Source organism: Brenneria uluponensis, assembly GCF_032395385.1.
GTDB lineage: Bacteria > Pseudomonadota > Gammaproteobacteria > Enterobacterales > Enterobacteriaceae > Prodigiosinella > Prodigiosinella aquatilis.
Genome location: NZ_CP135917.1, coordinates 1913714 through 1927919, shown reverse-complemented (window position 1 = coordinate 1927919; position 14206 = coordinate 1913714). Strand labels below are relative to the sequence as shown.

Genomic DNA, 14206 nt, shown 5'->3' with positions numbered 1-14206 from the left:
TTCATCAACTTTCATCAACATGAAATACACGCGAATTCTTCAATTCCGAATCTCGTGCATCATGCAAACCCTCACCCGGCAGATTAAACGCCGATACTGCGAGGTATAACGCCAGACTGGGGAAAACCGCCATATGAGGGGCAATAACCATGTCGGCTCGGGCTTTATTTAGCATCGCTCCCCATTCCGGCGTCACAACTAGTGCGCTCAGACCAATAAATGACGGACTGATCGGCATCCCTATGCACATTGAAAAAACAGACCATAATGGCCGATGTCGTATCGGGTAAAATATGACGCTATACAATAATCACTACACCTTGATTCCATGAATGAGCAGCGTTCTCCCTATCATCGATCTCTGACATAATGGTTGCATATGCAATTTGTTTTCGCCCGTTCATCCCGGCGAGACACACTTGATCACGGAGCCCCCATGAACACATCAAAACCCGGTTTACTCTCTTTGCAACAGGCATTGGAAAAAATGCTGGCACAGGTTGATCCGATCACGGGTACCGAAACCGTTTCACTCCACACGGCATCAGGCAGAATAACATCCCATCCTGTTACCTCGCCGTTTGACGTTCCGTCATTCGCCAATTCAGCGATGGATGGTTATGCCATAAGGTGCAGCGATCTGTCCCATCAACCTTTGCCGGTCGCTGGCAAAGCTTTCGCTGGCGCACCATTTCAGGGTGAATGGCCAACAGGGACCTGTATCCGCATCATGACCGGCGCCCCGTTACCTGATGGCACCGAAGCCGTAGTGATGCAGGAACATACCGAAAGCGATGATGCGGGTGTGCGTATTACCCGGGAGATCAAACGTGGGCAGAATATTCGACTGCCCGGTGAAGATATTCATAAAAATGCCCAGGTGTTACCTGCCGGTATCCGGCTCGGCACAGCTGAGCTACCACTACTGGCCTCATTAGGTATTGCACAGGTCAATGTTTATCGTCGTTTTCGAGTGGCGGTGTTTTCAACCGGAGATGAGTTACAGCCAGTTGGTCAGCCATTACAGGATGGGCAGATTTACGACACTAACCGCTTTGCCGTGCGCCTGATGCTGGAGCAACTAGGTTATGACATCATTGATCTGGGCATCATCCGCGATGATCCCCGCGCACTGAGCCAGGCGTTTCAAGAAGCGGATCATGCGGCTGATCTGGTTATCAGCAGCGGTGGGGTGTCCGTGGGCGAAGCGGATTACACCAAACAGATCCTGGATGAGCTGGGTAATATTCACTTCTGGAAACTGGCAATCAAACCCGGCAAACCATTCGCTTTCGGTAAACTGTCACAGGCCTGGTTTTGTGGCCTACCGGGAAATCCGGTGTCGGCGGTGGTCACGTTTTATCAACTGGTTCAACCGCTGCTGGCACGGCTTTCCGGCCATACACACTGGCAGTTGCCGCCACGGATTCGAGTCAAAACGGTTAGCGCGTTGAAAAAATCTCCAGGGCGCCTCGATTTTCAACGTGGCATTTTCAGCCGCAATGCACAGGGCGAACTAGAGGTACGCAGCACCGGACATCAAGGCTCGCACGTATTCAGCTCTTTCAGCCTCGGTAATTGTTTTATCGTGCTGGAAGCCGAACGCAGTAATATTGCGGCCGGAGAATGGGTGGATATTGAACCCTTTAACGCGCTACTGGGAAAAGCATAATGCTACCGGAACTTACTGATGCCGAAACACTGCGCTATAACCGTCAGATAGTCTTGCGTGGGTTCGATTTCGACGCACAAGAAAAGCTGAAAGCCTCACGCGTACTGATTGTCGGCCTTGGCGGTCTGGGTTGTAGCGCCGCGCAATATCTGGCGTCTGCAGGTGTGGGCCACTTGACGCTGTTAGATTTCGATACCGTATCACTCTCTAATTTACAGCGTCAGATATTGCATCGTGACGAGCGGATTGGCATGCCGAAAGTGGAATCTGCCCGTATCGCATTGATGGACATAAATCCCCATCTGACAGTAGACGCGGTGAACGACAATCTTGACGATGAGCCATTGCAGGCACTGGCCGGGCGACACGATGTCGTGCTGGATTGCACTGATAACGTATCGATTCGTGATCGCCTGAACCGCATCGGTTTCTTGTTAAAAAAGCCGCTGGTTTCCGGCGCGGCCATTCGTATGGAGGGTCAAGTCAGCGTATTTACCTATCAGCCGGACGAACCCTGCTACCACTGTCTGAGCCGATTATTTGGTGAACAAGCGTTAACGTGCGTGGAAGCCGGAGTGATGGCACCGCTGGTTGGCACGATAGGTTCCCTGCAGGCCCTGGAGACCATCAAACTACTAACCCACTATGGACAGGTATTGTCTGGGCGACTACTGATTTTCGATGCCATGACCCTGCAATTCCGTGAAATGAAACTGCCGAAAAACCCTGATTGCGACGTTTGTCATTCCTGATACCGACGGCGGCTCAGCATAATATAGCTGAGCCGCCACACCGGGAACTATTGGTGTAAGATAATAGCCTATCGGTCTATCAGGTTGTCAGTACCATGAACCCAACACTAACCATTGACGAAAGAATTCAGAACGCGATTACTCGTGTGGCAAAGGTCGTTTTCCCCACCAATATTAACCATCATTCCACGCTGTTTGGCGGCACGGCGTTATCATGGATGGACGAAATCTCGTTTATCACCGCCACGCGATTTTGCCATAAACCACTGGTGACCGTATCGACGGAGAAGATTAATTTCAATACGCCGATCCCGTCAGGCACTATCATTGAGCTTATCGGTCAGGTCAGCCGGGTGGGCAGAACCAGCCTGACGGTAGACGTTGCCGTATTTCTTGAACAGATGTATACCGAAGAACGGACTAAGGTTATATCCGGACAGTTCAATTTTGTTGCCGTCAATGATGATGGCCGTCCAGTACCATTATTCTGATTATTTATCCCATTTTCTGGAGCATTTCAGGAAACGGCAAGTACAGGCAGAGTATATTCGGTTCCACTGGCGTTATGCCTTTCCATAGGGAAACCCAATACCGGCTCATTGAATTTGGTTACTATCGGTGCAGAAGTGCTGGCGCATCAGTAACCCTGTAAAAGAGGAGTTAATAATGAATAATGCATTTTTAGAAACGATCAAGGCACGGCGCTCCATCTATGCCATAAACAGTGTGCTACCAATATCGGAAGATCAGGTTACTCATATTATTACCGAGGCAGTAAAGCTCAGTCCTTCTGCCTTCAACTCTCAAAGTTCCCGTGTCGTCATTCTGCTCGGGGAACAACACAAAAAACTGTGGGACATCACCGGGCAGCAGTTGAAAAAGATCGTTCCAGCCGATGCTTTTGACGCAACAAAGCAAAAACTGGCTTCTTTTGCCGCCGGAGCAGGTACGATACTTTTTTATGAAGATTGCCAGGTGGTGAAAGACTTGCAGGAAAAGTTCGCACTTTATGCTGATAATTTTCCAGTATGGTCTGAGCATTCGACGGGTATCGCTCAGTTCTCCGTCTGGAGTGCACTGGCACAGGCAAACATTGGCGCATCACTGCAACATTACAATCCGCTCATTGATGACGATGTAAAAAATGAGTGGGGCCTGCCAGACAGCTGGAAACTTCGCTCGCAAATGCCGTTCGGTTCTATCGTACAACCTGCTGGTGAAAAAACCTTTATGCCGGATGAACAACGCTTTCGCGTGTTTAAATAATAACGTTTTCGCAGGCTGGGTAAGCCAACGGTGTTACCAATAGTTATCTTGTCTGTCATTCAGGTTGTTCTGTAACAGGTTACCGTTGGGTAACCTGCGAACTGAGAGGTAACTTATTGTTTATCCAATAATTAAAAGATACTATTCCAATATCCTCATCAGAGCTTCTCTGTACTTGCCTATCAAGACTGAAGCATCTGATTTACTCTGATGAAAAATAAGGAAATCTATATGAGTAAAATCGCAGTAATTTATTTTTCTGGTTATGGCCACACTAAGCTTATTGCAGAAATAGTGGCAGAAAGCGCTGAAGCGACACTGATCGCCATTGATAACAATGGTGATATTACTGAAGATGACTGGCAAACGCTGAACAATGCGGATGGTATTATTTTCGGTTCGCCAGCCTATATGGGTTCTGTGCCCTGGCAGTTCAAAAAGTTCGCCGATGCCTCTTCTAAAGTCTGGTCTCAAAGTGGCTGGAAAGACAAAGTATTTGGCGGGTTTGTTAATAGCGCCAGTCTGAATGGCGATAAACAAGTCTGCATGATTTATCTCCAGACGCTGGCATCCCAGCACGGCGGAATTTGGGTCAGCTTAGGGTTACTACCGGCCAATACGCAGGCCGCTACTCGTAATGATATCAATAACCTGGGCGGGTCAGTCGGCGCGCTGATCCAGTCACCTTCCGATGCGGGTGCTGATGCTATTCCGGCTGGCGATCTGGATACGGCAAAATTATACGGTGCACGGGTTGCTGAAATTGCTCAACGCCTGAATAGTTGATATCCAGCTCTGTTTTGTCTGTCAGAATATCGCTCATTTCCCTATGCCTGGGCTATTTACCAGGCATTTTTATTCGATACAGTTAATCCATCTGTCTCTAATCTCACCGTATTTAACACTTTTATCAGTCACAGCATAATGCATCATTATCTGAAGACCCGTTCGGTAACATTGAATTTTCAATATGGATCGCAGTGAACCACCATACTGACACCTTGTATATGCCACAAGTATCGCGTTCAGTATTGATATTTTGTGATTCTATTGCTTAACTGCAGTAAGGCAGATATTTATAATGGTTTTATATTCGTCATTTTTTTGTCGTAGGTAGCGTATAGGGGATGTTATTTTGCAGCATGATGTAATTTCCGACCTTAATTGGTTGAATAAAAAACGAGCAATTGCCTCGTTCGCCATCATGCTATTAATCGCCTTTTTAATTATCAGCTGGAGCAGCTACGAAGTTGCCAGCCATTCCGTATTTGAAGAAATAGAAGAAAATTCGCTACCTTTAACCAGTGACAATGTTTACTCTGAAATTCAACGGGACTTGTTACGACCAATTTTCATTTCCTCGTTAATGGCCCATGATACTTTTCTCAAAGACTGGGCACTTAATAATGAATCCGACTCGCAGGCGATGATTCGCTATCTCAAGGAAATTGATCGTCGTTTTTCTACCTTTCTCTCTTTTTTCGCTTCTGACAAAACCAAACTTTATTATGATCCCCACCAAGTATTCAAAATGGCCTCTAAACCGGATGAAGAAAACCAATGGTTCTTTGACACCAAACAGCTCCCCGATAACATACCTTACAGTATAAATATTGGGCATGACCCGGAAGTCCGTGACCATCTGGATATTTTTATTAATCATAAAGTGTTGGACTATCAGGGGAATTTCATTGGTGTGGTCGGTATCGGTTTGTCTGTAGCAAGCCTGAAGATACTGGTTGAAAAATATGAGCAACGTTATAACCGGACTATCTATTTTATTAATGATGATGGTGAAGTCATGCTACATGGCGGAAATTACCATCGAGCAGCTAATATCCATCAACAACCTGGCATTAAACGGATTGCAACCGCGATACTGACTATGCCAGGCGGCAGCTATCAATATCGCCGTGATAATGAAAATATCTTTCTCAATACCCGATTCATCCCTGAATTCGGCTGGCGGTTGATGATAGAACAAAGTAGTTATCACCATGAACATCAGCTATGGATCATGCTGCTCAAAAACTTGTTTATCAGTATTTTCGTCAGTGTACTGTTCTTGCTACTGATGTGGCTAACCATCGGTAATTATCAGCGTCGTCTAGAGACAATGGCGACAACAGACAAACTGACAGGGCTGATGAACCGACAGGCATTCGAAGAGTTCTTCAGACGATTGCGGGCACTACGCTTCACACACCGTAAGTCGATATCGATTATTCTTATCGACATCGATTACTTCAAACAGATAAATGATCGCTATGGGCACGGTATTGGTGATCGGGCATTGCAAAACCTCACCAGACTGATTCAAAGAACCATACGAAGTACCGATAAAGCCTGCCGCTGGGGAGGAGAAGAGTTCGTTATTCTGCTTGATGGTTGTAGTAAGGAAAATGCACTGCAACGAGCGGAGACACTACGCCGTGCAGTTGATATCTCGACAGTTTTAGTCAAAAAACACGCATTACACTTCACCGTCAGCTGTGGTGTAGCCGAGCTCCAAACGGGAGAAAATCTGGATATGCTGCTTAACCGTGCAGACATCGCACTCTATCAGGCAAAAGATCAGGGCCGGAATAAAGTGGTGATGGCAGAAGAGTAGTCTCATCTACCAAGAAAGACGCATGCAGATTATGAGCATGGTGCGATTGTAGAGCTTGATTTCATATGTCTTCCTCAACAAGGTCTGATGCTATATCATCGAATAATCAAAGAGATGAGTTAATTAAACGTTTCACCCGTGATGTTGAACACGCAAGAAATGCATTCAATCAAGCGGCACAAATAAAAAATGAATTAAAATATAAAATTAATCCAACTCGAAGGCGAATACTTTCATTATTGAAAAGACTTTTTAACCAGAGATGAAATTAATCGGCACAATGAGACGCTCATTTTTTAAATAGCATCTCTTTGAATAATTAAAAATTATTTGTGAAAATTAACCAGCAAACACACTAGCTGGGATATTGATTTAGTTTTGCACAACAATATTAATTATTTAGCACGAGATGACTTTATTAACATAATTTTTGACATTCGCAACAAAAAACCACGTGAGGAGCATAATGCTATTCATGAGTAATTATGCCAAAACAGTCGACAAGAGAGCCAATTTTACAGCATTTAGAAGGAATTAATTTTTCATGATTTACGAATTAACATGGTGAAAATTAAGTGTTTCAATAAAGCTTTTCAGCACAATATCTAAGGCAGTCTGAAAACCGTCAGCCCACAGCAGTACGTCCAGCGCCGACAAATAAACTGACTATCGAAAAGCATCAGATAGCCATAGTATGCAACGAACCTGAGCGCCTGCCACTGGTACAGATCAGTGGACATAAAACCGGCTCACAGGTTCTTGTTTATGGCCGCAAAGCCAGAATAAGCCCAACACTAAATAGAAAAATGCAATATCAAACCATAGCGTCGGAGCTTGATCCAAGGCAATATACTCTCAGCAGATTTTCTCAACGGGATTTTGGTCACTGAAAAAGATTGGGGTAACTGATTGAATACTGGCGGAGAGGGAGGGATTTGAACCCTCGGAGGGATTACTCCCTCAACGGTTTTCGAGACCGTCCCGTTCAGCCGCTCCGGCACCTCTCCGTGTAAGTGGTGCTTATCATGCACGTTTTTGTGGCATTTTAACAGACCTACCCCGCGCCTTTAAATTCAAGTGATGAGTTAACGAGCAATACCATGATTAAGTGGCAATGGAAAACACATCAACCCGATCCGGAAACACTCCAGCAGTGGCAACCGGCACTCTCTATTCCTCTGCTGACACCGTTAAATGATACGGAACAACAGAAGCTGGTGACGCTCGCCAGACAGTTTTTGCGGCAAAAACGGCTGGTGCCATTACAAGGGCTGACGCTTACAGAACTGATAGAACAACGGATTGCCCTGCTTTTCGTGCTACCGATCATGGAATTGGGGATTGACTGGTTGGATGGTTTTCATGAAGTGTTAATCCACCCCGCCCCTTTTGTTGTGCAGGATGAATGGCAGGATGATATTGGATTGATACACGCAGGCCCGTTAGTACAGTCAGGACAAAGCTGGGAACAAGGTCCGATTGTATTAAACTGGCTGGAGGTGCAGGACTCTTTTGATTTGTCAGGTTTTAACCTGATCATCCACGAAGTGGCCCACAAACTGGACATCCGTAACGGTGGAATGAGCAATGGGGTTCCCGCTATACCATTGCGCGACGTCGCTCCCTGGGAACACCATATTCATGCTGTGATGACAGCCCTGGAAGAAGAGATAGAACTGGTGGGGGAAGACGCGGCCAGTATGGATCCTTATGCGGCGACCAACCCGGCGGAGTGTTTCGCTGTATTATCAGAGTATTTTTTCAGCGCTCCTGAGCTATTGTATGAGCGTTTCCCTGATGTATATCAGGATTTCTGTGCCTTCTACCGCCAGACACCATTGGCCCGTCTGCAACGCTAACTGCGTTCCCCCACTACGCCTTCCTGGCTTTTATCGGTGTCCACTCCCCTACCGAATTGTACAGAGGCTAAGCAGTCAGCCAGCAATCGTGATTTTAGCGTTGACAGCATTAGGGATGGACAGATAAGATGCGCCCCGTTCACACAATTCCTCTGTAGTTCAGTTGGTAGAACGGCGGACTGTTAATCCGTATGTCACTGGTTCGAGTCCAGTCAGAGGAGCCAAATTCTTGATTTCATGCCACTCTGCGAATCCCTATGTGATTCAGATTCAATAAGTTAGCGTGAAAAGTCTTCTCGGTGCATGTTTAGTTTTCCCTCCGCACCGGGAGAATTTGGTGGTCAGATTTGGGGTCAGGTTAGTTCGATGACGGAGTGACCCCCACATGTCTCTTAATGATTCAAAAATCCGCAACTTAAAAGTTTCCGCAAAACCCTTCAAAGTCTCCGACTCTCACGGTCTGTACCTGTTGGTTAATCCCGGCGGTTCGCGTCTCTGGTATCTCAAATATCGCATCAACGGAAAAGAATCTCGTCTTGCTTTAGGTGCCTATCCTGTTGTCTCTCTCGCTAATGCGCGTCAACAGCGTGATGGCATCCGTAAACTGCTGGCGCAGAATATTAACCCCGCACACCAGCGGGCGGCTGAAAAAGCGCCCTGTTCACCAGAAAAAACCTTCAGGGATGTGGCGTTGGACTGGCATCAAAGCAACCGAACATGGTCAGAAAACCACGCCACTCGCCTGCTTGCCAGCATGAACAATCATATCTTTCCGGTTATCGGGCACTTGCCGATCACAGAACTGAAACCCCGTCATTTCATCGACCTGCTGAAAGGCATCGAGAAAAAAGGCCTGCTGGAAGTGGCGTCCCGTACCCGACAGCACCTGTGCAACATCATGTGCCATGCCGTGCATCAGGAGCTGATTGAAAACAATCCGGCGGCCAATCTGGACGGTATCATCGCCCCTCCGGTTAAACGCCACTACCCTGCCCTGCCACTGGAGCGACTCCCGGAACTGTTGACGTGCATTGAGGACTACCAGCAAGGACGGGAATTAACCCGGCTGGCCGTATCACTCACTCTGCATCTGTTTATCCGCTCCAGCGAATTGCGCTTCGCTCGATGGTCGGAAATTGATTTCAGAAACCACATCTGGACGATTCCCGCCACCCGCGAAGCCATCCCTGGTGTCCGCTACTCTGGGCGCGGTGCAAAAATGCGCACCCCGCATATCGTTCCCCTCTCCCGGCAGGCCATCGCTATTTTGAAACAGATACGGGAGATAGCCGGTCATCAGATACTGGTATTTCCCGGCGATCATAATCCGTATAAACCGATGTGCGAAAACACGGTCAATAAGGCGTTGCGCCTGATGGGTTATGACACCAAAAATGATATCTGCGGCCACGGATTCCGGGCAATGGCCTGTAGTGCCCTGATGGAGTCTGGCCTATGGGCACAGGATGCGGTTGAGCGTCAGATGAGCCACCAGGAACGCAATAGCGTTCGAGCGGCTTACATCCATAAAGCAGAATATCTCGATGCCCGTAAAGCGATGATGCAGTGGTGGTCGGATTATCTGGATATGTGCCGGAAAGCGTATGTGCCACCCTATATTTGTGGGAAGGAAAGCAACTGCGCAATGGGATAATCCCTCTGACAAAATAAGCCAGAAAAATAGCCGTATCAGTCTGTACTGGTACGGCATTTTTCTGGCTTCAATTCGGAGAAATTGTTAAGCCGTTTATGAGCATCTTCAATCGAATTAACCTGCGTGAATCGAAAGTGTGAGGTCCCCTTCTTATACAAAACTATCCACGGAAACGGCTTAGGTCTGTTATGAGCGAACCGTTATTCGATAATCTTCGGGATGCTGAACTGTTCAAATCACAGCCGGTGTCAACGCCACGATCTTTGACCGTTATTTGCCATTTTCATGCCCGCTAGATGCTTTCTTTACTGATGCTGTCCGCTTTCCGCCATTTCATCGTCACTGATTGGCGTGGCGTTTTTGGTCAGCACTCCAGCTTTACGTTTTTCCTTCAACCTATAGCTTTCTCCTTTGATATTCAGCGTGGTTGAGTGATGCAGCAGCCGATCCAGGATCGCCGTAGCCAGCACGTTATCTCCAAACATCTCTCCCCAGTCTGCGAAGCCTTTATTTGACGTCAGGATGATGCTCGCTTTTTCATATCGACGGTTCAGTAGCCGGAAGAACAGGCCGGCTTCCTCTCTGGTCATTGGCAGATAGCCTATTTCATCCAGGATCAGCACCCGGACATAACTCAGTTGCTGTAACTGGCGCTCCAGCCGGTTTTCCAGTTTCGCTTTCATCAGCGTCGCGATCAGTCTGTCCAGTGGCATGAACAGTACCCGATGCCCTGCATCCGCCGCTTTCACGCCGAGAGCAACGGCCAGATGGGTTTTCCCGACACCTGGAGGACCCAGCAGGATTACATTCTCGCAGCGCTCCACGAACGCCAGACCGGCCAGCTCCCGGACAACCTTACGATCGATGCCCGGCTGGAAGGTGAAGTCGAACTGCTCCAGCGTTTTGACCCATGGCAGACGCGCCTGCTTCAGTCGGGACTCCATGCCGCGCTGATGTCTGCCGTTCCACTCCTGCTGCAGCGCCATGCACAGGAACTCCCGGTAGTTCAGCTCTTTTTTAGCCGCCTGCTCCAGCAGGCTTTCAACGTGATAGCTCAGGTGCTCCATTTTCAGGCGACTCAGCAGCGCTTCAAGTTCATGCATCACAGCAACTCCTCATAAGCACTCAGTGGGCGATGTTCTACCATGCTGACCTGCTGCCAGAGCGGGGCGTGGTGTTCCGGCACAGTCTGCCAGCCAGACGATGCTGAACAGAGTCGGTGTGACGCCACCTGTTGCTCATTGCTGTAGATCCGCAACTCATCATCCAGTGAGATCCGTATTGAGACCGGCTGTCCACACAAGGTTTCAGGAACACTGTAACGATTGCCGCCAACCTCGATATAACTGTCCCAGGACACATGGCGGATGTCGAAGTAGCTGGTATCGAAGTCTGTATCCGGCAACGGCTGCAGATGCTCCTGTTCCAGCGCGAAGCGCTGTTCCGGTGTTTCTTTGAACTGGCGAAGCTCCCGTTTATCAGCAACATCCGCCATCCACTGCTCCAGTTGCTGGTTAACATGAGCGAAGCTGTCGAACGTGCGGTACCGGACGAAGAAGTTCTCCTTGAGATACTTCACCATCCGCTCTACTTTTCCTTTGGTTCTGGCCCTGCGTGGGCGGCAGGCCCGTGGCAGGAAGTCATAGTGATCGGCCAGCAAGAGGAACCCGGAGTTGAACACCACTTTTCCGTTGTTATTTTTCAGCACCGCTGCCTTCTGGTTATCAACCAGCACAGTTTTCACACTGCCATCGAAGTAGCGGAAGGCGCGAACCAGCGACTCATAGGTGTGTTCAGCATCCTGCTTTGGCGCGGCGAAGACATGGAAGCGTCGGGAGAACCCCAGCGTATTAACCGCGAAGTTAACTTTACACCGTAGCCCGGCAACCTCCAGCTCGACTTCGCCCCAGTCGTGCTGGAGCTGATATCCCGGCTGGGTTTCGAAGCGAACCGTTCTTTTTGATGGGCGCATTTTACGTTTGGGCTGGATGTAGTAACGCAGCATGGAACGCCCGCCGGTATAGCCCATTGCCTTAATTTCCGCGAGGATGACCTCGCTATTCCAGACATTCTCGGCCAGGCGCATGTCAATGTAGTCCATAAACGGTTTCAGCTTAACCATTTTGTGGCGAGTCTTTCTGGCTGGCGGTTCAGGGTATTTGAGGTAGCGTCTGACAGTTCGTTCAGAGCAACCCACCTGAGTCGCAATATCGACAATGTACGCACCCTGCTGGCGCATTTGCTTTATCATGTAAAAGTCCTCTCTGCTCAGCATGTTGATGTCCTTTCTGGTGTGAGAACCTAAAGGAAACAACATGTAGGGTGGAGCGGACAATACTAATGGTGAATTACCGTCTTATATCACTGGCGCTAACAGCCGGGCATGGGAACGTGTATGGGCCTGCGGATGCTTGCAGCATTGGGTGATAACCGCAACCGCTTTAATAGTGCAGAAGAAATTCAAAGCTACCCTGGCCTTGCGTCAGTAACCGAGCGTAGTGGCCAGAAATGCTGGGTACACTGGCGCTGGTAATATACGAAGTTTGTCCGCCAGACGTTCGTAGAGTGGGCTGCGAAGACGGTTAACTCGTCATACCGGCCAGACTGTATTATCAGGAACAAGGGGGTGCGGACGATTTCCTGGACTCTCAGGAGATAAATAATGTTTACCGAAGCAGAACGGCTCCGCGCAATTGAACTTTACTTTAAATACGGCAGAAAACTGGCTCCTGTAGTTCGTGAACTGGGTTACCCCTCTAAAAGAAATCTACGACGCTGGATCCGTTTATGGGAAGCGAGTGATGGTGCTACAAAATCCATACTCCGTAAGCCTCGTTACTCTGATGTGCAAAAGCAGGCTGCTGTTGAACATTATCTTAACCATGGCTGCAGCCTGGCGTTTACCAGCAGGACTCTTGGTTATCCCTGCTGTGATGTATTGGCTCGCTGGGTTAATGAACGTCATCCCGACAGACGGCTTATTTTCACCAGTACGATCAATCAAAATGCACCTTTTGAACCTGAGGTGAAACGTCAGGCTGTCATGGCGCTTTGTACACGGCATGTACCTGCCAGAGAAATCGCCATGAACGTTGGCATCAGTCGCACGGTATTGTACAAATGGAAAAATGAAATCATCGGCGATGAGGCTTACCAGTCCATGCGCAAACATGAAAAGCCGTCTCTTACGGAAGAGCGCGACACTCTGCGCGAAGAAGTTAACCGACTTAATCAGGAGATACGTCGACAGCAGATGGAGCTCGATATCCTGAAAAAAGCGGAGGAAATCATAAAAAAAGACCCGGGCATCAGCGTCAGCACTCTGACAAACAGGGAAAAGACGCAGATCGCTGATGTCCTGAGAGGCTCGTACCCGTTGACAGAGCTGCTGCGAGTCCTTGAACTTGCACGGAGCAGTTTTTTTTACCACCGGACAGCTCTGCGCTCGGGAGATAAATACGCGACCGTACGTATCGCAATAACAGAGATCTTCAACGGTAACTATCGTTGTTATGGCTATCGCCGTCTGCACGCTATGCTACGGCACAAAGGCCAGCGACTCTCTGAGAAGGTTGTACGCAGACTTATGGTGGAAGAACAGCTTGTGGTCAGTCGAAACCGTCGGCACCGCTACAGCTCATACTGCGGAGAAATCGGCCCGGCACCTGACAATCTACTCGCCAGAGACTTTAACGCGGAACAGCCTAATCAAAAATGGCTGACAGATATCACGGAGTTCCAGCTGCCGTCAGGCAAAGTATGGTTGTCACCTGTAATCGACTGCTTCGATGGTAAAGTTGTGAGCTGGTCGTTGGGTACACGCCCGGATGCAGAACTGGCGAATACCATGCTGGATGGTGCAATCAGCACATTAACCGCAGGCGAACGACCAATAATCCATAGCGATCGAGGCGGGCATTACCGCTGGCCAGGCTGGCTTAAGCGTGTGAATGCTGCCAGTCTTATCCGTTCGATGTCCCGTAAAGGCTGTTCACCGGATAATGCGGCCTGTGAAGGGTTCTTTGGTCGCCTGAAAACGGAAATGTACTATGGTCATGAGTGGTCAGGCGTGACACCTGAGCACTTTATGCAGCATGTTGATGCCTATATACGATGGTATAACGAACATCGCATCAAGTTGTCGCTGGGAGCACTCAGCCCGGAAATGTACCGTCGACAACTCGGCATCGCGCAATAAAACCGTCCAAGAAAACATCCGCACCCCCGAACCTGACAAATAGCTGGGCTGTAACAAGCCATGGCGCTAATGAGGTCAGAGAGTACGGATGTTCATCAGGGCTCACGAAGCCGGATATATGTGTGTGGCTACTTTGTCAGAAAAAGATCTTCCCGTGCTTGCATCGGGGAGGTGTCCATATAAGCTATTTAGGA

At 48.5% G+C, this 14206-nt stretch carries 11 protein-coding genes, 2 tRNA genes and 2 pseudogenes; 11 read left to right on the top strand and 4 right to left on the bottom strand.

Annotated elements, in window-relative coordinates; all coding sequences use genetic code 11:
- Positions 1–4 precede the first annotated feature (4 nt).
- Positions 5–299 (bottom strand): annotated as a pseudogene (locus tag RS889_RS08820) (glutathione ABC transporter permease GsiD); the annotation flags it as partial.
- Positions 300–436: 137 nt separating this feature from the next.
- On the opposite strand from RS889_RS08820, the gene moeA reads away from it, so the two are divergent.
- The 6 genes from moeA (at position 437) to RS889_RS08790 (ending at position 6301) form a co-directional block, all read left to right on the top strand.
- Positions 437–1672, top strand: coding sequence for a molybdopterin molybdotransferase MoeA (gene moeA / locus RS889_RS08815; RefSeq protein ID WP_315710307.1), 1236 nt, complete (start codon positions 437–439; stop codon positions 1670–1672).
- Positions 1672–2424, top strand: a complete 753-nt coding sequence (gene moeB / locus RS889_RS08810; RefSeq protein WP_315710305.1) for a molybdopterin-synthase adenylyltransferase MoeB — start codon at positions 1672–1674, stop codon at positions 2422–2424. Before moeA ends, moeB begins: the two co-directional genes overlap by 1 nt.
- Before the next feature lie 95 nt (positions 2425–2519).
- Positions 2520–2915 (top strand): acyl-CoA thioesterase, encoded by a 396-nt coding sequence (locus RS889_RS08805; RefSeq protein ID WP_021016495.1) that lies wholly within the window; start codon positions 2520–2522, stop codon positions 2913–2915.
- 175 nt (positions 2916–3090) lie between these two features.
- Entirely contained in the window at positions 3091–3690 is a 600-nt protein-coding gene (locus RS889_RS08800) for a nitroreductase family protein (RefSeq protein ID WP_021016496.1), read from the top strand.
- A 231-nt stretch (positions 3691–3921) separates the two neighbouring features.
- Positions 3922–4476 carry a flavodoxin family protein gene (locus tag RS889_RS08795; RefSeq protein WP_315710302.1) on the top strand — a complete coding sequence of 185 codons (555 nt, stop codon included), beginning with the start codon at positions 3922–3924 and terminating at the stop codon, positions 4474–4476.
- Positions 4477–4825: 349 nt separating this feature from the next.
- Positions 4826–6301 (top strand): sensor domain-containing diguanylate cyclase, encoded by a 1476-nt coding sequence (locus tag RS889_RS08790; protein ID WP_315710301.1) that lies wholly within the window; start codon positions 4826–4828, stop codon positions 6299–6301.
- 917 nt (positions 6302–7218) lie between these two features.
- On the opposite strand, the gene RS889_RS08785 is transcribed toward RS889_RS08790, so the two are convergent.
- A tRNA-Ser gene (locus tag RS889_RS08785) sits at positions 7219–7308 on the bottom strand.
- A 93-nt stretch (positions 7309–7401) separates the two neighbouring features.
- Between RS889_RS08785 and mtfA the strand changes: the two genes are divergently transcribed.
- The 3 genes from mtfA (at position 7402) to RS889_RS08770 (ending at position 9814) form a co-directional block, all read left to right on the top strand.
- Positions 7402–8160 (top strand): DgsA anti-repressor MtfA, encoded by a 759-nt coding sequence (gene mtfA, locus RS889_RS08780; RefSeq protein ID WP_021016499.1) that lies wholly within the window; start codon positions 7402–7404, stop codon positions 8158–8160.
- A gap of 148 nt (positions 8161–8308) precedes the next feature.
- Positions 8309–8384 (top strand) — tRNA-Asn (locus RS889_RS08775).
- 161 nt (positions 8385–8545) lie between these two features.
- Positions 8546–9814: a tyrosine-type recombinase/integrase gene (locus RS889_RS08770; protein WP_315710299.1), complete on the top strand. Its 1269-nt coding sequence runs from the start codon at positions 8546–8548 to the stop codon at positions 9812–9814.
- A gap of 305 nt (positions 9815–10119) precedes the next feature.
- Here RS889_RS08770 and istB read toward each other — a convergent pair whose 3' ends face one another.
- Positions 10120–10917, bottom strand: a complete 798-nt coding sequence (gene istB / locus RS889_RS08765) for an IS21-like element helper ATPase IstB (RefSeq protein WP_315707434.1) — start codon at positions 10915–10917, stop codon at positions 10120–10122.
- Positions 10917–12089: an IS21 family transposase gene (istA, locus tag RS889_RS08760; protein WP_315707433.1), complete on the bottom strand. Its 1173-nt coding sequence runs from the start codon at positions 12087–12089 to the stop codon at positions 10917–10919. The genes istB and istA overlap by 1 nt, the downstream gene beginning before the upstream one ends.
- Before the next feature lie 102 nt (positions 12090–12191).
- Here istA and RS889_RS08755 point away from each other — a divergent pair.
- Both RS889_RS08755 and RS889_RS08750 read left to right on the top strand, forming a co-directional pair.
- Positions 12192–12436: pseudogene (locus RS889_RS08755) on the top strand (IS110 family transposase); the annotation flags it as partial.
- Between the two features lie 40 nt (positions 12437–12476).
- Positions 12477–14012, top strand: a complete 1536-nt coding sequence (locus RS889_RS08750; RefSeq protein WP_315710297.1) for an IS3 family transposase — start codon at positions 12477–12479, stop codon at positions 14010–14012.
- The last annotated feature ends 194 nt before the right edge of the window (positions 14013–14206 follow it).

Excerpts from the sequence above, each read along its gene's own strand:
- RS889_RS08770 (WP_315710299.1), top strand. The coding sequence starts at position 8,546 with ATGTCTCTTAATGATTCAAAAATCCGCAACTTAAAAGTTTCCGCAAAA.
- moeB (WP_315710305.1), top strand. The coding sequence starts at position 1,672 with ATGCTACCGGAACTTACTGATGCCGAAACACTGCGCTATAACCGTCAG.
- RS889_RS08750 (WP_315710297.1), top strand. The coding sequence starts at position 12,477 with ATGTTTACCGAAGCAGAACGGCTCCGCGCAATTGAACTTTACTTTAAA.
- RS889_RS08805 (WP_021016495.1), top strand. The coding sequence starts at position 2,520 with ATGAACCCAACACTAACCATTGACGAAAGAATTCAGAACGCGATTACT.
- mtfA (WP_021016499.1), top strand. The coding sequence starts at position 7,402 with ATGATTAAGTGGCAATGGAAAACACATCAACCCGATCCGGAAACACTC.
- istB (WP_315707434.1), bottom strand. The coding sequence starts at position 10,917 with ATGCATGAACTTGAAGCGCTGCTGAGTCGCCTGAAAATGGAGCACCTG.
- RS889_RS08795 (WP_315710302.1), top strand. The coding sequence starts at position 3,922 with ATGAGTAAAATCGCAGTAATTTATTTTTCTGGTTATGGCCACACTAAG.
- istA (WP_315707433.1), bottom strand. The coding sequence starts at position 12,089 with ATGCTGAGCAGAGAGGACTTTTACATGATAAAGCAAATGCGCCAGCAG.
- moeA (WP_315710307.1), top strand. The coding sequence starts at position 437 with ATGAACACATCAAAACCCGGTTTACTCTCTTTGCAACAGGCATTGGAA.
- RS889_RS08800 (WP_021016496.1), top strand. The coding sequence starts at position 3,091 with ATGAATAATGCATTTTTAGAAACGATCAAGGCACGGCGCTCCATCTAT.